The following is a 22,374-nucleotide window of genomic DNA, read 5'->3' as shown; positions in this document are numbered from 1 at the left end:
CCGCGGCCCATGCCCCGACTCGCCTTCGCCCAGAGCTTCTGGGACGGATTCGACACCCTGGAGAAGCCGGTCAGAGCCGGCGTCCGCAAGGCCATGACGAAGTTCCAGGCCCTGACCGTGGCCGAGCTCAACGCTGACAAAGGCCTGCATCTGGAATCCGTCGAGAACGCCCGTGACCGGCGGATGCGCACCATACGGATCACCGAGTTCTGGCGCGGTGTGGTCCTCGCGCCGGACGACGGCAGCGATCTCTTCCTCCTCGTCCATGTACTACCGCACGACGACGCGTACACCTGGGCGGCGAAACGCCTGTACAGCACGAACAGCGCCACCCGCGGCCTGGAGGTACGTGACGCGGTCGCACTGGACGAGCTGACACCGCTGTACGAGACGGCGTCCCGCAAGGCGCCGAAGCTGCTGTTCTCCGGCGTCTCGGACGGAGTCCTTCGCGAACTGGGCATCGACGCCCAGGTGTTGCGTGCGGCGCGCTCGATGGCGGACAAGGCGCAGCTGGAGGCATTCGCGACGCTGCTGCCCGAGGACCAGCTGGAGGTCCTCCAGTACCTCGCGGAAGGATTCTCGCCGGAGGAGGTCTACCGGGACGTGGTGGCCGTACGCCGCCCGGTGGACGCACCGCCCGAGCCGGACGAGGACCTGGCCACCGTCATCAGCAACACCACCGCCCGGATCCGTCTCGTCACCGGCCCGCAGGAGCTGGAGGAGATCCTGGCGAAACCGTTCGCGGCCTGGCGGGTCTTCCTGCACCCCTCCCAGCGGCGGGTCGCCCAGCGCACCTCGTACGGCGGTCCGGTGCAGGTCACCGGCGGCCCGGGGACGGGGAAGACGGTAGCCGCGCTGCACCGGGTCCGGCACCTGCTGAGGCGGTCGCCGGACAGCCGGGTCCTGCTGACGACGTACACCAACGCGCTGGCCGCCGGACTGCGCGGCATGCTCGGTCTACTCCTCGAAGACGACGAACTCCTGCTCTCCCGGGTCGATGTCACGACCGTCGACGCCTATGCCAACGGCGTGGTGCGGCAGCACACCGGCGTCACCCCGAAGCCAGTGGGCGACCGCGACCAGCGGCAGCTCTGGGAGAAGGCGGTCAAGCAGCTGGATCTGCCGTTCCAGGCCCGCTTCCTGGCACAGGAGTACCGTCACGTGGTGCTCGGCCAGGACATCCGTGATCTGGACGGCTATCTCGCGGCGAGCCGGCGCGGACGCGGCACCGGCCTCGGAGCGGCCAGGCGCGGGCTCGTGTGGAACGGCGTCGAGCGGTTCGAGAAGCTGCTGCTGGAGCGCGGTGCCACCACTCACCTGCGGGTCTGTGCCCGGGCGGCCGATCTGCTCGCCTCCGGTCCGGCCCCGTACGACCATGTCGTGGTGGACGAGGCGCAGGACCTGCACCCCGCGCAGTGGCGGGTGCTCCGGGCCGCCGTCGCCCCCGGCCCCGACGATCTGTTCCTCACCGGCGACCCGCACCAGCGGATCTACGACTCCCGGGTGTCGCTCGGCTCGCTGGGGATCGCCACCGCCGGCCGCAGCTTCCGGCTGCGTCTCAACTACCGCTCCACCGAGGAGATCCTGGTCTGGTCGGCGCGCCTGCTCGCACCGGTCAGCGTGAACGCCCTGGAAGGCGAAGGAACCGACTCCCTGGCCGGCTACCGCTCGCTGCTGCGCGGCCGCCGACCTGAGGCCGGCTGGTACGCCACCCAGCCGGAGGAGTACGCCGCGCTCGTGGACCGGGTGCGGGCATGGATCGGCGAAGGGCTCGCACCGCACGAGATCGGGGTGTGCGCCCGGTTCAACCTGGCACTGGACGCGGCGGAGTCCCGGCTGAAGGAAGCCGGGATTCCGGTGGTGCGGGTGAAGGGGCAGGTCGCCGCGGAGACGCCAGGAGTCCGGCTGGCCACTATGCACGCCATGAAGGGGTTGGAGTTCAGGGCGGTCTCCGTGCTCGGGGTCACGAAGGGAACGGTGCCCTTCGCCCGCGAGATCACCCCGCTGGAGACGGACGCACCGCAGCACGAAGCCGACCTCCTGCGCGAGCGCTGCCTGCTCTTCGTCGCCTGCACCAGGGCGCGCGAGGCACTGAGCGTGAGCTGGACCGGAAGTCCGAGCGAGTTCCTGCCGACCTAGGTGTGAACGGGTGACTCTATGACTGCGGGCCCCGGCACTGCGGCGGCATGAGAGCTGCCGCAGCACCGGTCCACGAACTGCAGCAGCACCAGATCTGCCCCGGCACCGGGACCACGGCGGCTCCGCCCCTGGAGCCGCCCCGCCGGATGTCCTCAGTCCTCCGGGGCCAGAGCGCCGGTGGAGAGTCCGTCGCGGGTCAGCTCGGCGAGCCGGCGACTGAGCTCGGACACAGCCCGCATCGTCGCCTCGAATTCGGTGAGGTCCCGGAAGGCCGCACCGTATCGGCGCTGTTCCTCGATGGCCAGCTGCGGAATCCTGGCGCCCTTGGCCTCCAGCCGGTAGGTGCCGGAGGCACTGGTGGCACGGCGGGTGTTGGCCGGGCTGCGCAGGAAGCCCTGGAGGTAATCGGTGTCGAGCTGGTCGCTGATGGAGACCGGTTCCGGGCCTTCGAAGGTCACGAGGCCTGCCCGGAGGAGTTCGGCGACGCCCGTCGTGGCACCGTCGAGCGAGCCTGCCCCCGTACCGGGCCGTAGCTGAGGCAGCAGTGCGGCCAGCCGGCGCAGCTGCTCCTCCAGATCGCCACGGAGGGCCGTGAACTCACCGGAGTAGTCGCGGTGCACGGCCTGGAGGTGGCTGCCCGGGGTGAGGTCAACCGTGTCGTCGAGGAGACTGATCGGAGGGACATCCACGATCTGCTCGGGGCGGGGGGCGAGGCTGCCGTCGGGGTCGTTGGCGGTGAGGTCCACCATCCGCACCGTGGCCGGGGGGACGTCGGCCGGCCCGGGACGACGCAGAGTCCAGAGGTGAACGGGGAGGGCGTGCGAGGAGGCCGTACCCGGCGGCAAGGCGACAACCTGAGTGAGGATGCCCCTGCGGACCATCTCGGCCCTGATCCTTCGCCCGGCCTTGCGGTAGGCGACCGAGGCGGGCAGCACGATCACAACGTGCCCGCCCGGCACGGTGTGTGCGTAGGCGTGCTGCAGCCAGGCGAGTTCGCCCTCCGCCTTGGACGGGGTACCGAGTTCCCAGCGTGGATCGAGAAGGAGTTCCTCGCGACCCCATCCTGTGACGCCTACCGGAGGATCACAGACCACGAGTTCGGCCCGGAGGTCGGGCCACCGGTCGTCGCGGAGCGAGTCGCCTGTCTCGATCCGGGTGTCGGGCAGCGAGGACAGGGCGGCACGGAGCCTGGCGAGCCGCGCGGAGTCGGCATCGGCCTCCTGCCCGCGGCAGAGCGCCCCGGTTTGCCCAGCGACGGAGGAGAGCAGCAGACCGATGCCACAAGCAGGATCGAAGACCGTCGCCCCGGAGGGCAGCGGCGGCGCGAAGTGGCGTACCGCGAGGGCCAGGCGGGTCGACGTCACCTGATCCGACCCGGCGCGGCGTACGGCGTCGGTGAACCGTTCGGTGAGTGCGTTCACGACGTCAACGGGCCGCTCGGATTCGGCAAGTGTACGGACGCGCGCCACGGCTTCGCGCGGCAGGCGCAACCCCGACAGCCCTCGACCGTGCCCCTCGGATAGCAGCTCGGCCACATCGGCGAGTCCGGCGACCATGTCCTCTCCATAGGCGGCCCGCAGCTCCTGCCAGAGCTGGACCTCGACCGAGACCTCTTGCCCCTTCCGCTGCTTCTCCAGCCACGCCTGGATTTCGGCCAGCGCGAACAGCGGGCTGCTCGCCCCGCCTCCCGAGGGGGCGGGGAAGTCGCCGTAGCGGCGCCGCCAGTTGGACACGGCGGCGCGGGTGACGCCGGCCAGCCTCGCGATCTCTGATCCGGTGACGAGGGGGCCGGTGGCGGGGGCAGCTTGGTCCGACATACGCCCACCGTACACGCAGTGGTACGGCGAGGGAATATTAGCAATGCGTTGACAACGTACACAGATAACTGTCACTGTTCTTCGTATACAGGCGAGGCTTCGTCAGCCTTCTTGCCCCACAGACGCTCGGAGAACTTCCCATGGCCACCCACACAGCAGTCCGCACCGTCTATCGGCTCTCCACCCTCTCCCCGACCCCTGAGGCGATGTTCGAGGCACTCGACCACGAACAACTCGACCGGCTGGGAGCCGAACTGCACCACCCCGACGTCCTCGGCGTACCCGCGGTCTACCTCACCTACGGCAAGGAGGAGGCCGCCGACACCTGGTGCGCCCCCAACGCCCGCACCACCGGAATCCCGGTGTTCGAACCCGTCCGCCGCACCGGAGCCCTGCTGCTCCTGGCCGTCGACGGCCAGGTCTACGCCGTGACCTGCGGAAACGGCTACCGCCTGGTTCCCGACGCCCTCAAGGACAAGCGGTTCGGCCTCTCCTTCGCCATCCGCATGATCGACCCCCGGCACATCAGCGGCGCCGTCACCAAAGCGCTCGGCCGGCCGCGCACTGACATCTCCCTGGTAGCCGCCGGCACCTCGGTCCCGGCGCTCGGCATCCGCGACCAGGCACGGGTGGTCCGCCACCTCGGCGGCCATCTCGACGACGTCCCGCTCACCCGCAGCCGCCATGCCACCGGCCGGGCCTACAGCGCCCAGGGTGGTGTCGGCCTCCGCCTTCCCCTCGGCATCGAACCGGCAGATCTGGTCGAAGACCTGCGCACGATCACCCAGGTCTGCCAGGACGACATCCCGCACCCCGACCTGGAGTTCGTCGACCACATCGTCCCGGTCACCGACGCCATCACCCGCGCCGCACTCGACGCCTCCCTCGACCGCAATCTCGGCGCTCCCCCTGACGGACGTATCTCCTTCTCCGTTCCCCTCGAACTGCACGACACATATGCAGAGGCCACCGTCTACAGGACCCGCATCGGCACCACCGAGGCCTATCTGTCCGACGACTTCGACCTTGCCTACGTCCTGACCCGCGCCCGAATCAACCGACCCGGCAGCCGTCTCGCCGCCCTGCGCGACGGCACGGTGGCCCTCCACCGCGGCCCTTCGCCCAGATCCTCCGTACCGTTGGCGACCACCCGCACACTGGACTGGATCCAGGCCGACTTGTCCCTCGGGTCACGGACGTACTGCCTTCTGGACGGCGACTGGTACGAGCTCGGAGCCGGCTACATCGACTCCGTCCGAGACGACCTGCGACGGTTGTTCACTGATGCCGCCGTGTACGGCCTGCCGCACTGGCCTGAAGCCGTGAACGAACGCGCCTACAACCGAGCGGTCGCAAAGGTCCAGCCTGAATGGTTGTTCCTCGACGGCGAGTTCATCAACAACCCCCTCAAGCGCACCGATCGGGTCGAAATCTGCGACCTGCTGACTCCCGACGGCACCCTGATCCTGGTCAAGCAAGCCGGTTCCTCCGGCTCCTTCAGCCACCTCCTCGGGCAGGCACAGGTCGCCGTCGAGCTCCTCGTCAACTCACCCGAGGCACGCTGCCAGTTCGTACGCCGGGTCGCACAGGACAGTGGCGGGCGAATCAGGCTGCCCGAAGACTTCACGCCTCGTCGGCTAGTCCTCGCGGTCCGACACAAGTCCGGAGCAACCTTCACACCCGACTCGCTCTTCGCCTTCTCCCAGATCACGCTCCACCGGACAACACAGGAGCTGACCACACGCGGGGTGAGCATCGAGGTCGTTCCCGTACCGACGGCAGCCAGCATCGCTCGGACCACTGCGGCATAACGTCCCCGCCTTTTGTCCACCGATGTCTGCCAGGGCAGGCGTGCACTGTGCCGAATCTGCTCGACGGTCACCCCAGAATCGCGGTTTCTCGCAACCCGCACGACGACCTGACAGAACTCTTCCGGGTAAGGCTTGGGCACAGCGACACCCTTCCCACCCGCCCGCAGGCCAGTTCAGATGACACCCGATTGTGCGGCAGACCCGCCTGGCACCTTCCTGCGCCGCACGACTCGCGAGCCCTTACTGCCTGTTGATCTCAGCCAGTACCGATGCCACAGTCCTGCATCCGCCAAGCTGCCATTCTCAGCCGTACCCCCCATTACCTTCTTGGTGGCCCCGCAATGGGGCGCCCGGCCTTCGGAGTTGGCATGACTTTCTCCCCCTGTCGAACGTATGGCCTGGGGGGTGGTGTCACCGGCTCCGGAGGCATCGACAGACCGCTGATTAGGGGCATGACCACCGGCTTGTCCGCAGGTCGGGAGGCTCTTCGTAATGTGGATGTGGCGATCGGTGCCGTGGGACGGCCGGGCGGGAACGACCAGAGGACGCACGTGATCGACGTCAGTGAGATCGGCGCCTTCCTCGGCCTGGACGTCGGCAAGAGCGAACACCACGCCACCGCCGTCACTCCGGCCGGAAGGAAGGCCTTCGACAAGCGGCTGCCCAACAGCGAACCCAAGCTCCGCGACGTGTTCGCCAAGCTGAAAGCCAAGCACGGCACCGTGCTCGTGGTCGTCGACCAGCCCGCCTCCATCGGCGCCCTGCCGCTGGCCGTGGCCCGCGACATGGACTGCCCCGTGGCTTACCTGCCGGGCCTGACGATGCGGCGGATCGCCGACCTCTACCCCGGTGAAGCCAAAACCGACGCCCGCGACGCCTTCATCATCGCGGACGCGGCCCGGTCGATGCCGCACACTCTGCGGGCCGTCGAGCTTGCCGACGAGGCAGTAGCCGAGCTGGAAATGATCGTGGGTTTCGACGACGACCTGGCCGGCGAAGCCACCCGCATCAGCAACAGACTGCGGGGACTGCTGACACAGATCCACCCGTCGCTGGAACGGGTACTGGGACCGCGAATGCAGCACCCAGCCGTGCTCAAGCTGCTCGACCAGTGCGGTTCGCCGGCCCAGGTCCGCAAGGCCGGACGGCGTCGGCTGGTGAACCTGATCCGCCCAAAGGCACCACGGATGGCGGAACGGCTCGTCGATGACATCTTCACCGCCCTGGACGAGCAGACAGTGGTCGTGCCAGGCACGGCCGCGGCCGCATTGATCGTCCCCAGCCTCGCCAGCTCGCTCCAGTCGGTACTTGACCAGCGCAAACTCCTCGCCACAAGGATCGAGGAACTGCTGGAGGCTCACCCTCTTTCCAAGGTCCTGACGTCCATGCCGGGGATCGGCGTCAGGACCGGAGCACGCATCCTCATCGACATCGGCGACGCCAGCAGCTTCCCCAGCGCCGCCCACCTCGCCGCCTACGCCGGCCTCGCCCCGGCAACCCGCAGTTCCGGGTCCTCCATCCGCGGCGAACAGCCATCGCGCAGAGGAAACAAACAGCTCAAACGCGCCTTCTTCCTCTCCGCGTTCGCCGCCCTGGCCGACCCCGTCTCCAGGGCCTACTACGACAAGAAGATCGCCCAGGGAAAACACCACACCCAAGCCCTCCTCTGCCTCGCCAGACGACGAGCCGACGTGCTCTTCGCCATGCTCCGCGACGGCACCTTCTACCAACCCCAACCAGCCCCCACGGGTTGACGAAACCCATAGGGGCACCCCCCACGATCACGTCAGTCCCGCTGCGACCACCGATCTGACAGCACGTCAGAATGTGCGAAGCGAGCGTCACCATTCGCGACAGGACATCATTTCGGCAAGGCGATATCGCGTGTAACGACCACACCACCCGAAAGGCGCTTCTCTCGAACTAGCAGGTCAGGCACCCTCCACGAGCACTTCGAGGCCCGTGAGTCGCTCCACATGGTGCACTTCGAAGAACAGGTCGACCGACCCACTAGAAGCCTACGAGATATCGAAGAAACTGCAGGTCAGGTGCCCTTTGCGACCGGTTCAAGAATTGCCACGCACTCTACGTGTGAGGTCATCGGGAAGAGGTCGAAGGCGCGCATGCGGCGGGGGGTGTAGCCGGCGTCGCGGAAGTAGGCGAGGTCGCGGGCGAGGGCGGCCGGGTCGCAGGCGACGTAGGCGATGCGGCGGGGGGTGAGGGTGGCGAGGTGGTGGACGGTGGCCTTGCCGGCGCCGGCGCGGGGCGGGTCGAGGACGACGAGGTCGACGTCGGTGATGCCGGTGCGGGGGAGGACGGCCTCGACCTTGCCGTGTTCGATGCGGACGCGGTCGAGGTCGTCGAGGTTGTGGCGGGCGTCCTCGACGGCGCGCTTGCCGGACTCGATGCCGAGGACGGCGCCCTTGTCGCCGACGCGCTCGGCGAGGGCGCCGGCGAAGAGGCCGACGCCGCAGTAGAGGTCGAGGGCCATGTCGCCCTTCTTCGGCATCAGGCCCTGCATGACGGCCTCGACGAGGAGGTCGGCGGCCTTGGGGTGGACCTGCCAGAAGCCGCCGTTGCCGACCCGCCAGGTGCGGCCGGCGGCGCGTTCGCGGACGAAGGGGCGGCCGTGGACGCGGTGGACGGCCTTGTCCTTCTCGCCGATGCGGAGGACGGAGACCGGCTTGTCGAGTTCGACGATCGGTAGGCGGCCGCCGGGGCGGGGGGTGAGGACGACCTGGCGGTCGTGGGAGCCGGTGGCGGCGATCGCCTCGACGGTGGCGATCTGCGGCCAGGTGCGCCGCTCGATGCCGAGTTCGGAGATGCCGGGGGCGGCGATCATGCAGTGGGTGACCGGCTCGACCTCGTGCGAGCGGTGCCTGCGCAGGCCGGCGCGGCCCTCGGCGTCCACGGCGTACTGGACGCGGGTGCGCCAGGCCGGGACCTCGCCCTTGGCGACCTTGTCGCCGGGAGCCGGTTCGACGGTGCCGTCCCAGCCGGCCTCGTCGGGGGTCAGGCCGGCCAGCCGGGAGAGCTGCTCGGTGACGACGGCGGCCTTGAGGCGGCGCTGGGCGCCGGGCGCGGCGTGCTGCCAGTCGCAGCCGCCGCACCGGCCGGGGCCGGAGAACGGGCAGGGCGCCTCGACCCGGTCCTTCGAGGCCACCAGGATCTCGACGGCGTCGGCGCGCAGGAAGCGGGCGCCCTCCTCGCCGTCGGTGACGCGGGCGCGGACCCGTTCGCCGGGCAGCGCGTGCCGGACGAAGAGGACCTGGCCGGCCTCGGTGCGGGCGATGCAGTGGCCGCCGTGCGCGACCGGGCCGACCTCGACCTCGTACTCCTCGCCGACCAGCGACTTCCTGGATTCCGGCGGCGTGTCCGGCTGCATGGCGGGGAGCTCCTGGGTAGAGGGGGAAAGGCCGTGGCGGCCGGCCTTCGGGAGAAGGCCGACTGTCCACTTTACGGGGTGCGGCGCAGTGCGCGGGTCCGCGCGGCGAGCGGCGGCCGCGGTCACTTCCTGGTGGCCGCGGACTCCTTCTTCGCAGCGGCGACCGGGCCGCGCCGGACCGAGCCCGGGGCGTTCCACTCGGCGCGCTTGCGGGCGCGCTTCTTGGCGGCCTCGGAGGAGTCCAGCTGCCAGGGCACCGAGGTGACCATGACGCCGGGGGTGAACAGGAGTCGTCCCTTGAGGCGCAGCGCGGACTGGTTGTGGAGCAGGTGCTCGTACCAGTGGCCGACGACGTACTCGGGGATGTAGACGGAGACCGCGTCGCGGGGGCTCTCCCGGCGCAGCGACTTGACGTAGTCGATGATCGGCCGGGTGATCTCGCGGTACGGGGAGGCGAGGACCTTCAGCGGGACCTCGATGCCGCGCCGCTCCCACTCCTCGCGCAGGGCCCGGGTGTCGGCCTGGTCGACGTCGACGCTGACCGCTTCGAGGGTGCCCGAGCGCATCAGCTTGGCGTAGTTCAGGGCGCGCAGGGTGGGCTTGTGCAGCTTGGAGACCAGGACGATGGCGTGGACGCGGGAGGGGCGGACCACGTCGTCGTCGGGGGTGTCGGGGGCGGCGATCTCGTCGGCGACCCGGTCGTAGTGGCGGCGGATCGCGGTCATGGTCACGAAGAAGATGACCATGCCGAGGAGCGCCACCCAGGCGCCGTGGGTGAACTTCGTCAGGAGGACGACGACGAGGACCAGGCCGGTGAAGAAGCCACCGAAGGCGTTGATGGCGCGCGAGCGGTACATCCGGCGGCGCTTGGCCGGGTCCTTCTCGGCGAGCAGATGGCGGTTCCAGTGCCGGACCATGCCGATCTGGCTGAGGGTGAAGGAGACGAAGACGCCGACGATGTAGAGCTGGATCAGGCGGGTGGAGTCCGCGCCGTAGAGGTAGACCAGGACGGTGGCGGTGCCGGCCAGCAGGACGATGCCGTTGGAGAAGGCCAGCCGGTCGCCGCGGGTGTGCAGTTGGCGCGGCAGGTAGCGGTCCTGGGCGAGGATCGAGCCGAGCAGCGGGAAGCCGTTGTAGGCGGTGTTGGCGGCGAGGAAGAGGACCAGCGCGGTGGCCGCGGCCAGCACCACGAACAGGAAGCTGCCCTTGCCGAAGACCGCCTCGGCGACCTGCGAGATGACCGGGTTCTGGGTGTATCCGGAGCCCAGCGGCTTGCCGTTGTTCAGGAGGTCGGTGGCCGGGTTCTCGGCCATCCGGACGTGGGTGGTCATGGCCAGCGCGATGATGCCGCAGAACATCGTGACGGCCAGCCCGCCCATGAGGGCGAGGGTGGTCGCGGCGTTCTTCGACTTCGGCTTGCGGAAGGCGGGCACGCCGTTGGAGATCGCCTCGACGCCGGTGAGCGCGGCGCATCCGGAGGAGAAGGCGCGCAGCAGCAGGAAGATCAGGGCGAAGCCGGCGAGGCCGCCCTGTTCGGCGTGGATGGTGTAGCCGGCGGTGGGGGCCTTCATGGTGTCGCCGAGGACCAGGCCGCGGACCGCGCCCCACAGGATCATGATGAAGACCCCGGCCACGAAGACGTAGGTGGGGATCGCGAAGAGCTTGCCGGACTCCTTGACGCCGCGCAGGTTCATCAGCGTCAGCAGCACGATGATGACGATGGCGCAGAGCGTCTTGTGCTCGACGACGAAGGGGATCGCGGAGCCGAGGTTCTCCACGCCGGAGGAGATGGAGACCGCGACGGTCAGGACGTAGTCGACCAGCAGGGCGCTGGCGACGGTCAGGCCCGCCTTGGGACCGAGGTTGGTGGTGGCGACCTCGTAGTCGCCGCCGCCGCTCGGGTAGGCGTGGACGTTCTGCCGGTACGACGCGACGACGGTGAACATCAGCACCACGACCGCGACGGCGATCCACGGGCTGAAGCTGTACGCGGAGACGCCGGCCACGGACAGGACCAACAGCACCTCGCCGGGCGCGTAGGCCACGGAGGAGAGCGGGTCGGAGGCGAAGACGGGGAGTGCGATGCGCTTGGGGAGGAGGGTCTCGGCGAGCCTGTCGCTGCGCAGTGCGCGCCCGATCAAGATCCGTTTGGGCACGTCGGTCAGTTTGGACACCCGGGAATGCTAAGGGTTCGTCAAGGCTCTCGCCCACCCACCACCCGGACGGGTATAGACACCCGAATGCGCCACCCCGCACAGGGCGCCCCGACTACGCATCCACTACGCGGCGCCTCCACGGCATCCGCACCGTACGCGCACGGTGGCGCCGTCGATGCGGGGAACGCCCGCGGGCCCGGACTTCGTGGTGGATGTCACGCCGCCCAGGCGTGTCGCGCGTGGGCGCGCCGACGTGCCGCGGGGCGCGGCCTCACTCCTCGCGCGCCGCCGGGCGCGGCCGGCGGGACAGCAGATCGCCCAGCCCCTCCCGGGTCGCCGCCACCAGCACCACGTCCTGCGGTCGCAGGACGTGGCCGTTCAACTCGTCCGCCAGCTGCGCCGGCGCGGGCGCGCCACCGGCCGGCGACGCGCCCGCCGCACCCGCCACGGGCTCCGCCGACGGCTCGTCGGGCGCGGAGGTGTCGACGGCCAGCACCCGCAGCCGCCCCGGCCGCAGCACCTCGCCCACCGAACGGCCCTCCAGGGCCGCATGGCCCCGCACCTCGACCCGGGCGACCAGCAGCATCCGCCGCTCCACCGGGATCGCGCCCAGGATCTCGCGGCCCATCATCGCCCCGGCGAAGGCCGGCGCCGCCAGGAACGACACGCTGCGGCTCCGGGTCCGCGCACCGGGGTGCGCCGTCCGCAGCGTCCGGTAGACGGCGGCGGCGAACCCGTCGTCGAACAGCCGCAGGGTCACCCGCAGCCGCGGATTGACCGACCGGGCGTAGAGCGCGGCCTCCAGATTGGTGGTGTCCTCGCTCGTCAGCGCCAGCAGCGTGCGGGCCCGGTCGGCCAGCGCCGCCTCCAGCACCCCCTCCTGGGTCACGTCCCCCACCACGGTCGGCACCCGGAGCCGCCGCGCCAGGGCGATCCCGCGCGCCTCCGGATCGGCCTCGACGCACACCACCGGCACCCGCATCTCGTGCAGCCGCGCCAGCACGCGCGTCCCGATCTTCCCCAGGCCCAGCAGCACCACGTGACCCGACAGCCCGCGCGGCGGGCGGCGCAGCGCCGACGCGCTGCGGAACGTGCCCAGTCCCTCGAACGCCGCCGCCACCAGCACCGGCAGCAGCAACAACCCGACCAGTCCGGACAGCAGTTGCAGCAGCTTGCGCGCCAACGGGGCGTCGAGCGCCGGCTCGTTGATCGCGAACAGGTCCAGCAGCGTCAGGTACGCGGCGTGCAGCGGCGGCTCCCCCGTCGACAGCGACGCGGCCACCGCCAGCGCCAGCACCGCCCCGACGATGCCCGCCAGCGACCAGCGCAGCCGCCGGGAGAAGAGCGAGGCCAGCGGCGCGCCCCGGCCGCGCAGCCGGCTCGGCCGCAGCGTCCGGCCCGTATAGGCGACGGTCTCCAGGACGACCCGTCCGCAGCCGCCGGCCGCCGCGGCCGTGGCGTCGTCCGGCAGCAGCACCGGGCCCTCGTCGCCGGCGGCCGCACCCGGCGCACCGGCCGCGCCCCCGGTCGGATCACCGGGCGGATCGCCGGGCGACGGCGACAGCAGCGCCAGGGTGCACAGCCGCCGCGCCCCCGGCGGACCGGACTGCCCCGGCGCGCGCTCCACGGCGCGCAGCATCAGCCCGTCCGCCTCGATGACCTTGCTGGTCCCGGCCACCGCGGTGGCCACCAGTGCCGGGGCGACGGTGTCCGCGTCGGACAGCACCGTGGTGGACGCGTCGCCCCGCGGTGCCCCGGCACCGTCCGCGCCACCGCTCGCCGCGACCGCCGCGGCCTGGTCCAGCAACTCCTCCAGATGCTGGCCGAGTTTGCGGTTGTAGAGCCGGATGACGAGCCGCAGCCGCGGGTTGAGGCGGCGGGCCCGGAGCGCGGCATGGATGTTCAGCTCGTCGTCGTCATGGACCAGCGCGAGGGCGCCCGCCTCCACGACACCGGCCTCGACCAGTGCCGCGTCGTCGATCTGGGCCGCCACCTGGACCCGTATCGGCTCCGGCGGCGCCTCGCCGTCCTCGCGCGCCACCGTGGGCGGCGGGACACCGGGCAGCGTCCCCGGACCGGTCCGCGCCATCACCGCCGACATCCGGCCCAGCAGCGCGGAGGCCCGGCCCAGTCCGCGGGACGCCGGCGGAACGCGGGGCCGGTGCGGCTCCCGGGCGGACGGCACGAGCAGCGTCACCCGTTCGCGGTAGACGTCCCTCAGCTCGGCGGCGAGCCGGTGGGCCAACGCGTCATCGCCGCACACCACCATGTGCGGCGCGAGAGAACCCTGTTGGGGTTGATGTGGCAGTTGTGGCACACGCCGTAGCGTGCCCTACCCGGCCGTCCCCGCGCAGCACACCGCACGATCCGCACCGCACCACCACCTCGCCCACCACAACCCCGCACCGACCGCGCCCCCTACCGGAGCCGCCGTTACGGCTACGGTTGTACCGGAACACGGTGCGGCCGGCGCTCCCGTCCGACGCACCGGGCCGCCGTCGCGGACAGCGGCTCCGTGCCGCCGGCACATCGGAGAAGAAAGAGTGAGCAGGGTGTTTGGGCAGGTCAGCGCGCTAGTACAGGGCACGGGGTAATCAGCATGCACATCGTCATCATGGGGTGCGGTCGCGTGGGCTCCGCGCTCGCGCAGACCCTTGAGGGCCAGGGCCACACCATCGCGGTGATCGACCAGGACCCGACCGCGTTCCGCCGCCTCGGCTCCGCCTTCGGCGGCCGCCGCGTCACCGGCGTCGGCTTCGACCAGGACACCCTCCGCGAGGCCGGCATCGAGGAGGCGGGCGCCTTCGCCGCCGTCTCCAGCGGCGACAACTCCAACATCATCGCCGCCCGGGTGGCCCGCGAGATGTTCGGCGTCGAGAACGTCGCGGCCCGCATCTACGACCCGCGCCGCGCCGAGGTCTACCAGCGCCTCGGCATCCCCACGGTCGCCACCGTCCGCTGGACCGCCGACCAGATGCTGCGCCGGCTCCTCCCCTCCGGCGCCGAGCCGCTCTGGCGCGACCCCAGCGGCGGCGTCCAGCTCGCCGAGGTGCACACCGCCCCCTCCTGGGTCGGCCACAAGATCAGCAAACTGCAGGAGGAGACCGGCGTCCGCGTCGCCTTCCTCACCCGACTGGGCGAGGCCATGCTGCCCACCTCCCAGACGGTTCTCCAGGAAGGCGACCTGGTGCACGTCATGATGCGCACCGACGAAGTCGAGAAGGTCGAGGCGGCATTCGCCCAGGGTCCCGAGGAGGCGCACGCATGAGGGTCGCCATCGCAGGCGCCGGCGCGGTGGGTCGTTCCATCGCCGGCGAACTCCTGGAAAACGGACACGAGATCCTGCTCATCGACAAGGCCCCCACCGCCATCTCGGTCGAACGGGTACCGCTCGCCGAATGGCTGCTGGCCGACGCCTGCGAGATCACCTCGCTCGACGAGGCGGCGCTCCAGCGCTGCAACGTCGTCATCGCCGCCACCGGCGACGACAAGGTCAACCTCGTCGTCTCCCTGCTCGCGAAGACCGAGTACGGCGTGCCGCGCGTGGTCGCCCGCGTCAACAACCCCAAGAACGAGTGGCTGTTCAACGAAGCCTGGGGCGTCGACGTCGCCGTCTCCACCCCCCGGCTGATGTCGGCCCTCGTCGAAGAGGCCGTCAGCGTCGGCGACCTCGTCCGGCTGCTGCGCTTCAGCCACGGCGACGCCAACCTCGTCGAGCTCACCCTCCCCCCGGAGGCCGCCCTCGCCGGCACCCGCGTCGGTGACGTCGCCTGGCCCGAGGACACCTCCCTGGTGACCATCATCCGCGGCACCCGCGTCCTGACCCCCAACAAGGACGACGCCCTCGAAGCCGGCGACGAACTCCTCTTCGTCGCCGCCCAGTCCCGCGAGGAACAGCTCGAGGACCTGCTGTCGGTCCGCCGCGACGACAGCTGAACCGCCCGGCACGGCAAAGGGCCCGGGAGCCAGACGGCTCCCGGGCCCTTCGTCATGCCTCGCGGCGGCTCAGCGGCGATGCCGCGGCCCTTCCTGCGGCCGGTCCACCACGATCGGCGGCCCCGGCGTCGCCAACCGCTCCCGCAGGGCCTCCTCCGTCTTCTCCTGCGCCTCCATCTCCGCGAACACGTCGATCGGCGCCGGCGCCTTCACCAGGAACATCCACGTCAGATAGACGGCCAGCAGGAACGGCGGGATCTTCAGCGCCACCAGCACCCATCCCAGCTGCGTGGTGTCCGCCCACCAGTACAGCGGGAAAAGGATCATGCACTTGCCGAGCAGGATCAGCCCCCACGCCCAGCTGGCCTTCGCGTACGCCTTCTTCCGCCCCGGATTGCGGGTCCGCCAGGAGAGGTTCTCCTTGAACACCGGGCCCAGGATCAGCCCGATGAGCGGAACCCCCGCGAGCGTGGTGACGATGTAGGCCAGCGCCAGGCCCAGGGTGTACAGCATCCCCGGCAGGTAGAAGTCCTTGGCGTTGCCGGTCATCATCGCGAAGACCACGCCGAAGGCCACCCCGAAGACGCCGCTGAAAGCGTGCTTGACGGTGTCCCTGCGCACCAGGCGCACCGCGCACAGCACCAGCGACACCGCCAGCGCCGCGATCGCCGAGACGTGCAGGTCCTTGTCGACCGTGAAGATCGCGACGAACAGCAGCCCCGGCAGCACCGTCTCCACCAGGCCGCGCACGCCGCCGAACGCCTCGAACAGCGCCGCCTCCGTCACCTGCCTGCCTGCGACGTCGGGGCCCGCGTCGGGCACCCGCGGGGCGGTGACGGCCGAAGCGCCCACCGGGTGATCGGCGGGGGCGGAAGCCTCAGGGTCAGTGGTCGGTCGGTCGTACGACGTCACCGGCTACTCCTGTCCGAGCGGTCGCAGTTCGTACTTGGGATTGAAGAGCACCCGGCGCCCGTGACTCAACGAGATCCGGCCCGAGGCGATGAGGTTACGGCCCGGCTCGATGCCGACGATGGAGCGGCGACCCAGCCACACCACGTCGAGCGCCGCGGAGCCGTCGAACAGCTCCGCCTCCAGCGCGGGCACACCGGCGCGCGGCCGCAGCGTGACATGCCGCAGGGTGCCGGAGACCTTCACTATCTGACGGTCGTCGCAGTCGCATATGCGGGTGCACCCCGTCGCCTGCGCGTCCTCCTGCAGTTCGGCGGACTGCAGCTCCTCCTCGGAGGACGACAGCCGCTCGAGCATCCGGCGGAACCGGCCGGCCGGCTTTTCGGGTCGGATCCCAGCACTCATAGCCCCAGCGTACCGGGGCCCGCACGCCGGCCCCCACGACCGGCCGTGACCCCGCCGCCACGCGTTCACCCCTCGAAGCGGTATCCCATCCCCGGCTCCGTGATGAAGTGCCGCGGATGCGAGGGGTCGCTCTCCAGCTTCCGCCGCAGCTGCGCCATGTACACCCGCAGATAGTTGGTCTCCGTCCCGTACGACGGCCCCCACACCTCCTGTAGCAACTGCTTCTGGCTCACCAGCCGGCCCTGGTTGCGCACCAGCACCTCCAGCAGATGCCACTCCGTCGGCGTCAGCCGGATGTCCCGGCCCCCGCGGTTGACCTTCTTCGCCGCCAGATCGACCGTGAAGCCCTCGGTCTCCACGATCACCTCGTCGTCCGCCGGCCCGGTCGGCTCCGCCCGGCGCACCGCCGCCCGCAACCGCGCCAGCAGCTCGTCCATCCCGAACGGCTTGGTCACGTAGTCGTCCGCCCCCGCGTCCAGCGCCTCGACCTTCTCGTCCGAGGTCTGCCGCGCGGACAGCACCAGGATCGGCACCCGGGACCAGCCGCGCAGTCCCTTGATGACCTCCACCCCGTCCATATCGGGCAGCCCCAGGTCCAGGACCACGACATCGGGATGGCGGGCCGCGGCAAGCTTCAAGGCGGTGGCCCCGTCCGGGGCCGCGTCCACCTCGTACTTGCGCGCCTTCAGGTTGATCACAAGGGCGCGCACGATCTGCGGCTCGTCATCAACCACAAGCACCCGGTTCACTGGCGTTCTCCTCGCGGTGTCGGTCGCCGGCGGGCCCCGCCCGCCGGCAAAGTCGTGAGTGCGGCCGGTACCGCCCGGCCGGCGTCATGGTCCCCTCCCGGGCCGTGCGGCGGACCCGCACCGGCGCCGGAACGCGGCCGTCTCCCGCCGCCGGTGCCTCCGCCGTGGCCACGACTCATGTCGTCGCCTGTGCCGGAAGATCAGGTCGCACCGGCGGGAGACCCGCGGCGGCCGACAGCGTCAGCACCATCGTCATCCCGCCCCCCGGAGTGTCCTCCGCGGACAACGTCCCACCGATCGCCTCCGCGAAACCCCGCGCCACGGCCAGCCCCAGCCCCACCCCGGCGCCCCGCGGAGCGTCCCCGTACCGCTGGAACGGTTCAAAGATCCGGTCCTTCGCGCTGTCCGGCACCCCCGGGCCCCGGTCCGCGATCCGCAGCTCCACCCGGTCGCCGAGCGCACTGGCCGCGACCAGCACCGCCTCCCCGTCCGGGCTGTACTTCACGGCGTTCTCCACCAGATTGGCCACCGACCGCTCCAGCAGCCCCGGATCCACCGCCACCATCGGCAGCTCCTCCGGGATGTCCAACGTGACACTGCCCTCCGGGACGCCGCCCAGCGCCATCGGCACCACCTCGTCGAGGTCGATCTCCCGGATCAGCGGCGTCACCGTGCCGGTCTGCAACCGCGACATGTCCAGCAGATTGCCCACCAGGTGGTCGAGCCGGTCCGCGCCCGCCTCGATTCCGGCCAGCAGCTCCGCCTCGTCCTCCTCCGACCACGCCACGTCGTCCGACCGGAGCGACGTCACCGACGCCTTGATGCCCGCCAGCGGCGTCCGCAGGTCGTGGCTGACCGCGGCCAGCAGCGCCGTACGGATGCGGTTGCCCTCCGCCAGCTCCCGGGCCCGCTCCGCCTCGCCCACCAGCCGCTGCCGGTCCAGCACCACCGCGGCCTGCGCGGCGAACGCGGCCAGCACCCGGCGGTCCTCCGCCGGCAGCACCCGGCCGGTCAGCGCCAGCGCCATGTGGTCGCCCACCGGCATGTCCACGTCCGCGTCCTCCGGGCGGGTCAGCGGCGGCGCACTCCCGTCCCCGCCCGCGCGGCCCGCGCACGTCCACGGATCGACGTCGCTGCGCCGCTCCAGCAGCGCCACGGTGTCCATGCCGAAGGTCTCCCGCACCCGCTCCAGCAGCGCGTCCAACGTGGTCTCACCGCGCAGCACGCTGCCCGCCAGGAACGACAGGATCTCCGACTCGGCCCGCAACCGGGCCGCCTGATGCGTCCGCCGGGCGGCCAGATCCACCACCGACGCCACCGACACCGCCACCGCGAAGAAGATCGCGATCGCCACGATGTTCTTCGGGTCGTTGACCGTGAGCGTGTGCGTGGGCGGGGTGAAGTAGAAGTTCAGCAGCAGCGACCCGACCGCCGCGGACGCCAGCGCCGGCAGCTGACCGCCCAGCAGCGCCGCCACGACCGTCAGGAACAGGAACAGCAGGACGTCGTTGGCCAGCCCCGGGCCGTTCGACAGCCGCGTGAGCAGCAGCGACAGCACCGTCGGACCGCCGACGCCGACCAGCCAGCCGGCGATGATCCGCGACCGGCCCAGCCGCGCCCCGCGCGCCACCGGCAGCCCCCGCCCCTTGGCGACCTCGTCGTGCGTCACGATGTGCACATCGAGATCGGGCCCGGACTCCCGTGCCACCGTCGCCCCCACCCCGGGGCCGAAGACGTACTGCCACGCCTTGCGGCGGCTCGACCCCAGGACGATCTGGGTGGCGTTCACCCCCCGCGCGAACTCCAGCAGCGCACGCGGTATGTCGTCACCGATGACGTGATGGAACGTCCCGCCCAGGTCCTCCACGAGGGTCCGCTGGACGGCGAGTTCCTTCGGGGAGGCCGAGGTCAGCCCGTCGCTGCGGGCGATGTAGACGGCGAGCACCTCGCTGCCGGAGCCCTTCGCCGCCATCCGGGCGGCCCGGCGGATCAGCGTCCGTCCCTCCGGACCGCCGGTCAGCCCGACCACGATCCGCTCGCGGGCCTGCCAGGTCGAACGGATCGAATGCTCCGCCCGGTACTCCTGGAGGTACTCGTCCACGCGGTCGGCCACCCACAGCAGCGCCAGCTCGCGCAGCGCGGTGAGGTTGCCCGGCCGGAAGTAGTTCGACAGCGCCGCGTCGACCTTGTCCGACTGGTAGATGTTGCCGTGCGCCATCCGCCGTCGGATCGCCTGTGGCGACATGTCGACCAGCTCGATCTGGTCGGCCCGCCGGACGATCTCGTCCGGCACCGTCTCCCGCTGCCGCACGCCCGTTATCGACTCGACGACGTCCCCGAGCGACTCCAGGTGCTGGATGTTCACCGTCGAGATGACCGTGATGCCGGCTTCCAGGAGCTCCTCGACGTCCTGCCAGCGCTTGCCGTTGCGGGACCCGGGAACGTTGGTGTGCGCCAGCTCGTCCACGAGCGCCACGGCGGGTCTGCGCTCCAGCACCGCGTCGACGTCCATCTCGGTGAACGTCGAACCGCGGTACTCCAGCTCACGGCGCTGGATCTGCTCCAGCCCGTGCAGCATGACCTCGGTGCGGGGCCGGCCATGGTGCTCGACGAACGCCACCACGACGTCCGTCCCGCGCTCCACGCGCCGGTGTGCCTCGGACAGCATCGCGTACGTCTTGCCGACGCCCGGTGCCGCGCCGAGATATATCCGTAGCTTGCCGCGTGCCATGGCCCCATTGTCTTACGTGAAGGTCGCCCCCACCGGGCTGGACCTGATGCGACCCTACCGACCGTCCCACCGCGAAGACGCCCAGGTAGCGGCTTCCCCCGGGGTCTTGACGCGACTCTGATACGGGGTGCTGGTGGGGGCCGATCGGGGGGGTGGGGCGAAGGCCACGGGGGCTGGGCGGGAGGTGGACGGGGCGGTCCGGGGGTGAGCACGATGACGTCGACGCACGTGGAGGGACGTGAACGGAAGAGGAGTGGACCGACGCCCGGGAAGTGGCCGGCACGGGCGGGCGGCCCGCGCGGGGAGGTCGGGCGCAAGGGGCGCGGGCGGCCCTGAGAGGTGGCCGATCCCAGCACTCCATTGGCCGAAACAAAACCATCGCCGGCACCAACGGCCCCTGCGACGATGCCCCATATGACCACCAGCCCCGCCGAACGCCCCGCCGGCACCGTCGAGGTGCGCCTCGCCCACACCGCCGACCTCGACGACGCCACCCTCAAGGCCGCCCGCATCCTCCTCTACGACGTCTTCGACGACATGACCGCCGAGGACTGGGAGCACGCGCTGGGCGGTCTGCACGCCCTCGTCCACGAGGACGGCGTTCTGATCGGGCACGCCGCGGTCGTCCAGCGCCGGGTGCTGCACAACCGCCGGGCGCTGCGCTGCGGCTACGTCGAGGGCGTCGGCGTCCGCGCGGACCGCCGCGGGTGCGGCCACGGCGCGGCCATGATGGACGCCCTGGAAGGCGTCATCCGCAACGCCTACGACCTCGGGGCGCTCGGCGCGGCCGACGACGCCGCCACCTTCTACGCGGGCCGCGGCTGGCAGCTCTGGCGCGGCCCGTCCTCCGCCCTCACCCCGACCGGCATCCGACGCACACCGGACGAGGACGGCTCCCTCTTCGTCCTCACCGGATCCGTGCGGCTGGACCTCGATGGCGACCTGACGTGCGACTGGCGGGAGGGCGACGTCTGGTAGCCGGACGTCCGGCAGGGGCGCCGACCCGCGGGGCCCGAGGTCACGCCCCTGCTTCCCGGCGGGCTCCGCCGCCGCCGTGACCACCCCGTCGGCGAGCTCCAGCACCCGGTCGGCGAGGGAGAGGAAAGTGGTGTGGTGCGTCGCGGCGAGCGCCGTGACGCCCTCGCTGCGGACGACGGCCCTCAGGAGTTCCATCACCTCCAGGCCGGTTCGGCGTCGTAACTGCGATGCAGTTCCTCGACGACGACCATCGCCTCGGCCCGGCCCGGCCCGCGTCGGCGACGGCCGTACCGGCCTTGCCCGCGGTCGCCGTGCCGCCGTCTTCTCCGCCGCGCTCGTTCATGATGCCTTCCCCTGCTCTCGTCGACGGGTGGCGAACGCAGGGCCAAGCCCATGGACCGTCAGCCTGCCGCCCCGAAAGTCACCCTTGCCGGTGACTCGCTCAACTCGCCTGTCGTGCGGTCGCGTTCGACTCCCGGGACACCCGGTCACACGGTCAGCGGTACGCGACTTGCGGCAGCCGGTGCGGCACCCGGATTGTGGCGCGCCACAGGGGCGGCCCCGGGGGACGTTCCTCCCTGGGGCCGCCCCTGTGTGCGGCGGCGGTGTGTCACGTGCGGTGTGTCACGTGCGGTGTGTCACGTGCGGTGGGTGTGTCAGTAAGCCACCGAACGTCACCGCTGTCCCTGGACCAGGTCCCGGAGCGCCACGTTCAACTCCAGGACGTTGACCCGGGGTTCTCCCATGAATCCCAGCGGGCGTCCCTGGACGTGGTCCTGGACCAGCTTCTCGATCTCGCCGGCGGGCCGGTGGTTCTCCTTGGCGATGCGGTTCACCTGGAGGAGCGCGTACTCGGGCGAGATGTCCGGGTCGAGGCCGGAGCCGGAGGAGGTCACGGCGTCGGCCGGAACCTGAGACTCGGGGACGCCGTAGGTGGTGGCGACCCACTGCTTGCGTTCCTTGACGGCCTTGACCAGGTCGGTGTTGGTGGCGCCCAGGTTGGAGGCGCCGGAGACCTGGAGGTCGTACTGGGGGTTGACGGGCGGCGTCGCCGTCCGGTTGCTGCCCAGCCCGGCCGAGGGGCGGGGCTGGAAGTAGCGGAGGTCGGGGATCGGGTTGCCCTTCTTGTCGGTGCCCTTGTCATAGCGCTGGCCGAGGAGGGAGGAGCCGACGACCTTGCCGTGCGAGCTGATCTCGGAGCCGTTGGCCTTGCCGGGGAAGGCGGCCTGGGCGACTCCGGTGACCACCAGGGGGTAGATCACGCCGCAGACCACGCTGAGGACGAGCAGGGCGCGCAGGCCCGCGGTCAGCAACCGGGCTGTGTTGCGTACGGAGTTGTTCATGGCTGTCACCACGCC

At 71.0% G+C, this 22,374-nt stretch carries 15 protein-coding genes and 1 pseudogene; 6 read left to right on the top strand and 10 right to left on the bottom strand.

Annotated features, from left to right (window positions below; genetic code table 11):
* Positions 1–9 precede the first annotated feature (9 nt).
* Positions 10–2,139, top strand: coding sequence for a UvrD-helicase domain-containing protein (locus tag K2224_RS35225; protein ID WP_221911181.1), 2,130 nt, complete (start codon positions 10–12; stop codon positions 2,137–2,139).
* Between the two features lie 152 nt (positions 2,140–2,291).
* Here the strand turns inward: K2224_RS35225 and K2224_RS35220 are convergent, their stop codons facing one another.
* Positions 2,292–3,956, bottom strand: a complete 1,665-nt coding sequence (locus K2224_RS35220; RefSeq protein ID WP_221911180.1) for an N-6 DNA methylase — start codon at positions 3,954–3,956, stop codon at positions 2,292–2,294.
* A gap of 140 nt (positions 3,957–4,096) precedes the next feature.
* On the opposite strand from K2224_RS35220, the gene K2224_RS35215 reads away from it, so the two are divergent.
* Both K2224_RS35215 and K2224_RS35210 read left to right on the top strand, forming a co-directional pair.
* The gene (locus tag K2224_RS35215; RefSeq protein WP_221911179.1) at positions 4,097–5,767 is read left to right on the top strand and encodes a TIGR04141 family sporadically distributed protein; all 1,671 of its coding nucleotides are present in this window, start codon (positions 4,097–4,099) and stop codon (positions 5,765–5,767) included.
* Positions 5,768–6,318: 551 nt separating this feature from the next.
* On the top strand, positions 6,319–7,521 hold the full coding sequence (locus K2224_RS35210; protein WP_221909414.1) for an IS110 family transposase: 1,203 nt from the start codon (positions 6,319–6,321) through the stop codon (positions 7,519–7,521).
* Between the two features lie 290 nt (positions 7,522–7,811).
* Here the strand turns inward: K2224_RS35210 and K2224_RS35205 are convergent, their stop codons facing one another.
* The 3 genes from K2224_RS35205 to K2224_RS35195 all read right to left on the bottom strand — a co-directional run bounded on the left by K2224_RS35205 (position 7,812) and on the right by K2224_RS35195 (position 13,577).
* Complete coding sequence (locus K2224_RS35205) at positions 7,812–9,152, bottom strand: class I SAM-dependent RNA methyltransferase (protein ID WP_221911178.1); 1,341 nt, start codon at positions 9,150–9,152, stop codon at positions 7,812–7,814.
* Positions 9,153–9,274: 122 nt separating this feature from the next.
* Positions 9,275–11,326 (bottom strand): APC family permease, encoded by a 2,052-nt coding sequence (locus K2224_RS35200; protein ID WP_221911177.1) that lies wholly within the window; start codon positions 11,324–11,326, stop codon positions 9,275–9,277.
* 253 nt (positions 11,327–11,579) lie between these two features.
* On the bottom strand, positions 11,580–13,577 hold the full coding sequence (locus tag K2224_RS35195) for an NAD-binding protein (protein ID WP_221912149.1): 1,998 nt from the start codon (positions 13,575–13,577) through the stop codon (positions 11,580–11,582).
* Between the two features lie 330 nt (positions 13,578–13,907).
* On the opposite strand from K2224_RS35195, the gene K2224_RS35190 reads away from it, so the two are divergent.
* Together K2224_RS35190 and K2224_RS35185 are read left to right on the top strand one after the other, a co-directional pair.
* A complete protein-coding gene (locus K2224_RS35190) occupies positions 13,908–14,576 on the top strand; it encodes a TrkA family potassium uptake protein (RefSeq protein ID WP_221911176.1) in 669 nt (222 codons plus the stop codon).
* Entirely contained in the window at positions 14,573–15,244 is a 672-nt protein-coding gene (locus tag K2224_RS35185; RefSeq protein WP_018537027.1) for a TrkA family potassium uptake protein, read from the top strand. Before K2224_RS35190 ends, K2224_RS35185 begins: the two co-directional genes overlap by 4 nt.
* 69 nt (positions 15,245–15,313) lie before the next feature.
* On the opposite strand, the gene K2224_RS35180 is transcribed toward K2224_RS35185, so the two are convergent.
* The 4 genes from K2224_RS35180 to K2224_RS35165 all read right to left on the bottom strand — a co-directional run bounded on the left by K2224_RS35180 (position 15,314) and on the right by K2224_RS35165 (position 20,038).
* Positions 15,314–16,156: a DUF3159 domain-containing protein gene (locus tag K2224_RS35180; protein WP_221911175.1), complete on the bottom strand. Its 843-nt coding sequence runs from the start codon at positions 16,154–16,156 to the stop codon at positions 15,314–15,316.
* Between the two features lie 3 nt (positions 16,157–16,159).
* Positions 16,160–16,558, bottom strand: coding sequence for an OB-fold nucleic acid binding domain-containing protein (locus tag K2224_RS35175; RefSeq protein WP_221911174.1), 399 nt, complete (start codon positions 16,556–16,558; stop codon positions 16,160–16,162).
* A 65-nt stretch (positions 16,559–16,623) separates the two neighbouring features.
* Positions 16,624–17,307, bottom strand: a complete 684-nt coding sequence (locus K2224_RS35170; RefSeq protein ID WP_039631982.1) for a response regulator — start codon at positions 17,305–17,307, stop codon at positions 16,624–16,626.
* Positions 17,308–17,482: 175 nt separating this feature from the next.
* The gene (locus K2224_RS35165; protein WP_221911173.1) at positions 17,483–20,038 is read right to left on the bottom strand and encodes a sensor histidine kinase KdpD; all 2,556 of its coding nucleotides are present in this window, start codon (positions 20,036–20,038) and stop codon (positions 17,483–17,485) included.
* A 405-nt stretch (positions 20,039–20,443) separates the two neighbouring features.
* On the opposite strand from K2224_RS35165, the gene K2224_RS35160 reads away from it, so the two are divergent.
* Positions 20,444–21,016 carry a GNAT family N-acetyltransferase gene (locus tag K2224_RS35160; RefSeq protein ID WP_399020983.1) on the top strand — a complete coding sequence of 191 codons (573 nt, stop codon included), beginning with the start codon at positions 20,444–20,446 and terminating at the stop codon, positions 21,014–21,016.
* Between the two features lie 75 nt (positions 21,017–21,091).
* Here K2224_RS35160 and K2224_RS41120 read toward each other — a convergent pair.
* Together K2224_RS41120 and kdpC are read right to left on the bottom strand one after the other, a co-directional pair.
* Positions 21,092–21,241, bottom strand: a pseudogene (locus tag K2224_RS41120) (ABC transporter ATP-binding protein); the annotation flags it as partial.
* A gap of 449 nt (positions 21,242–21,690) precedes the next feature.
* Complete coding sequence (gene kdpC, locus K2224_RS35155) at positions 21,691–22,359, bottom strand: potassium-transporting ATPase subunit KdpC (protein ID WP_221911171.1); 669 nt, start codon at positions 22,357–22,359, stop codon at positions 21,691–21,693.
* Positions 22,360–22,374: the final 15 nt, after the last annotated feature.

Source organism: Streptomyces sp. BHT-5-2, assembly GCF_019774615.1.
GTDB lineage: Bacteria > Actinomycetota > Actinomycetes > Streptomycetales > Streptomycetaceae > Streptomyces.
Note: the sequence above shows the minus strand (reverse complement) of the source record. Positions and strands in the feature narration are given on the sequence as shown.

What these genes read in the sequence shown, in the direction of transcription:
- kdpC (WP_221911171.1), bottom strand. Translation starts at nt 22,359, where the DNA reads ATGAACAACTCCGTACGCAACACAGCCCGGTTGCTGACCGCGGGCCTG.
- K2224_RS35215 (WP_221911179.1), top strand. Translation starts at nt 4,097, where the DNA reads ATGGCCACCCACACAGCAGTCCGCACCGTCTATCGGCTCTCCACCCTC.
- K2224_RS35160 (WP_399020983.1), top strand. Translation starts at nt 20,444, where the DNA reads ATGCCCCATATGACCACCAGCCCCGCCGAACGCCCCGCCGGCACCGTC.
- K2224_RS35165 (WP_221911173.1), bottom strand. Translation starts at nt 20,038, where the DNA reads ATGGCACGCGGCAAGCTACGGATATATCTCGGCGCGGCACCGGGCGTC.
- K2224_RS35175 (WP_221911174.1), bottom strand. Translation starts at nt 16,558, where the DNA reads ATGAGTGCTGGGATCCGACCCGAAAAGCCGGCCGGCCGGTTCCGCCGG.
- K2224_RS35205 (WP_221911178.1), bottom strand. Translation starts at nt 9,152, where the DNA reads ATGCAGCCGGACACGCCGCCGGAATCCAGGAAGTCGCTGGTCGGCGAG.
- K2224_RS35185 (WP_018537027.1), top strand. Translation starts at nt 14,573, where the DNA reads ATGAGGGTCGCCATCGCAGGCGCCGGCGCGGTGGGTCGTTCCATCGCC.
- K2224_RS35195 (WP_221912149.1), bottom strand. Translation starts at nt 13,577, where the DNA reads ATGGTGGTGTGCGGCGATGACGCGTTGGCCCACCGGCTCGCCGCCGAG.
- K2224_RS35225 (WP_221911181.1), top strand. Translation starts at nt 10, where the DNA reads ATGCCCCGACTCGCCTTCGCCCAGAGCTTCTGGGACGGATTCGACACC.
- K2224_RS35190 (WP_221911176.1), top strand. Translation starts at nt 13,908, where the DNA reads ATGCACATCGTCATCATGGGGTGCGGTCGCGTGGGCTCCGCGCTCGCG.
- K2224_RS35220 (WP_221911180.1), bottom strand. Translation starts at nt 3,956, where the DNA reads ATGTCGGACCAAGCTGCCCCCGCCACCGGCCCCCTCGTCACCGGATCA.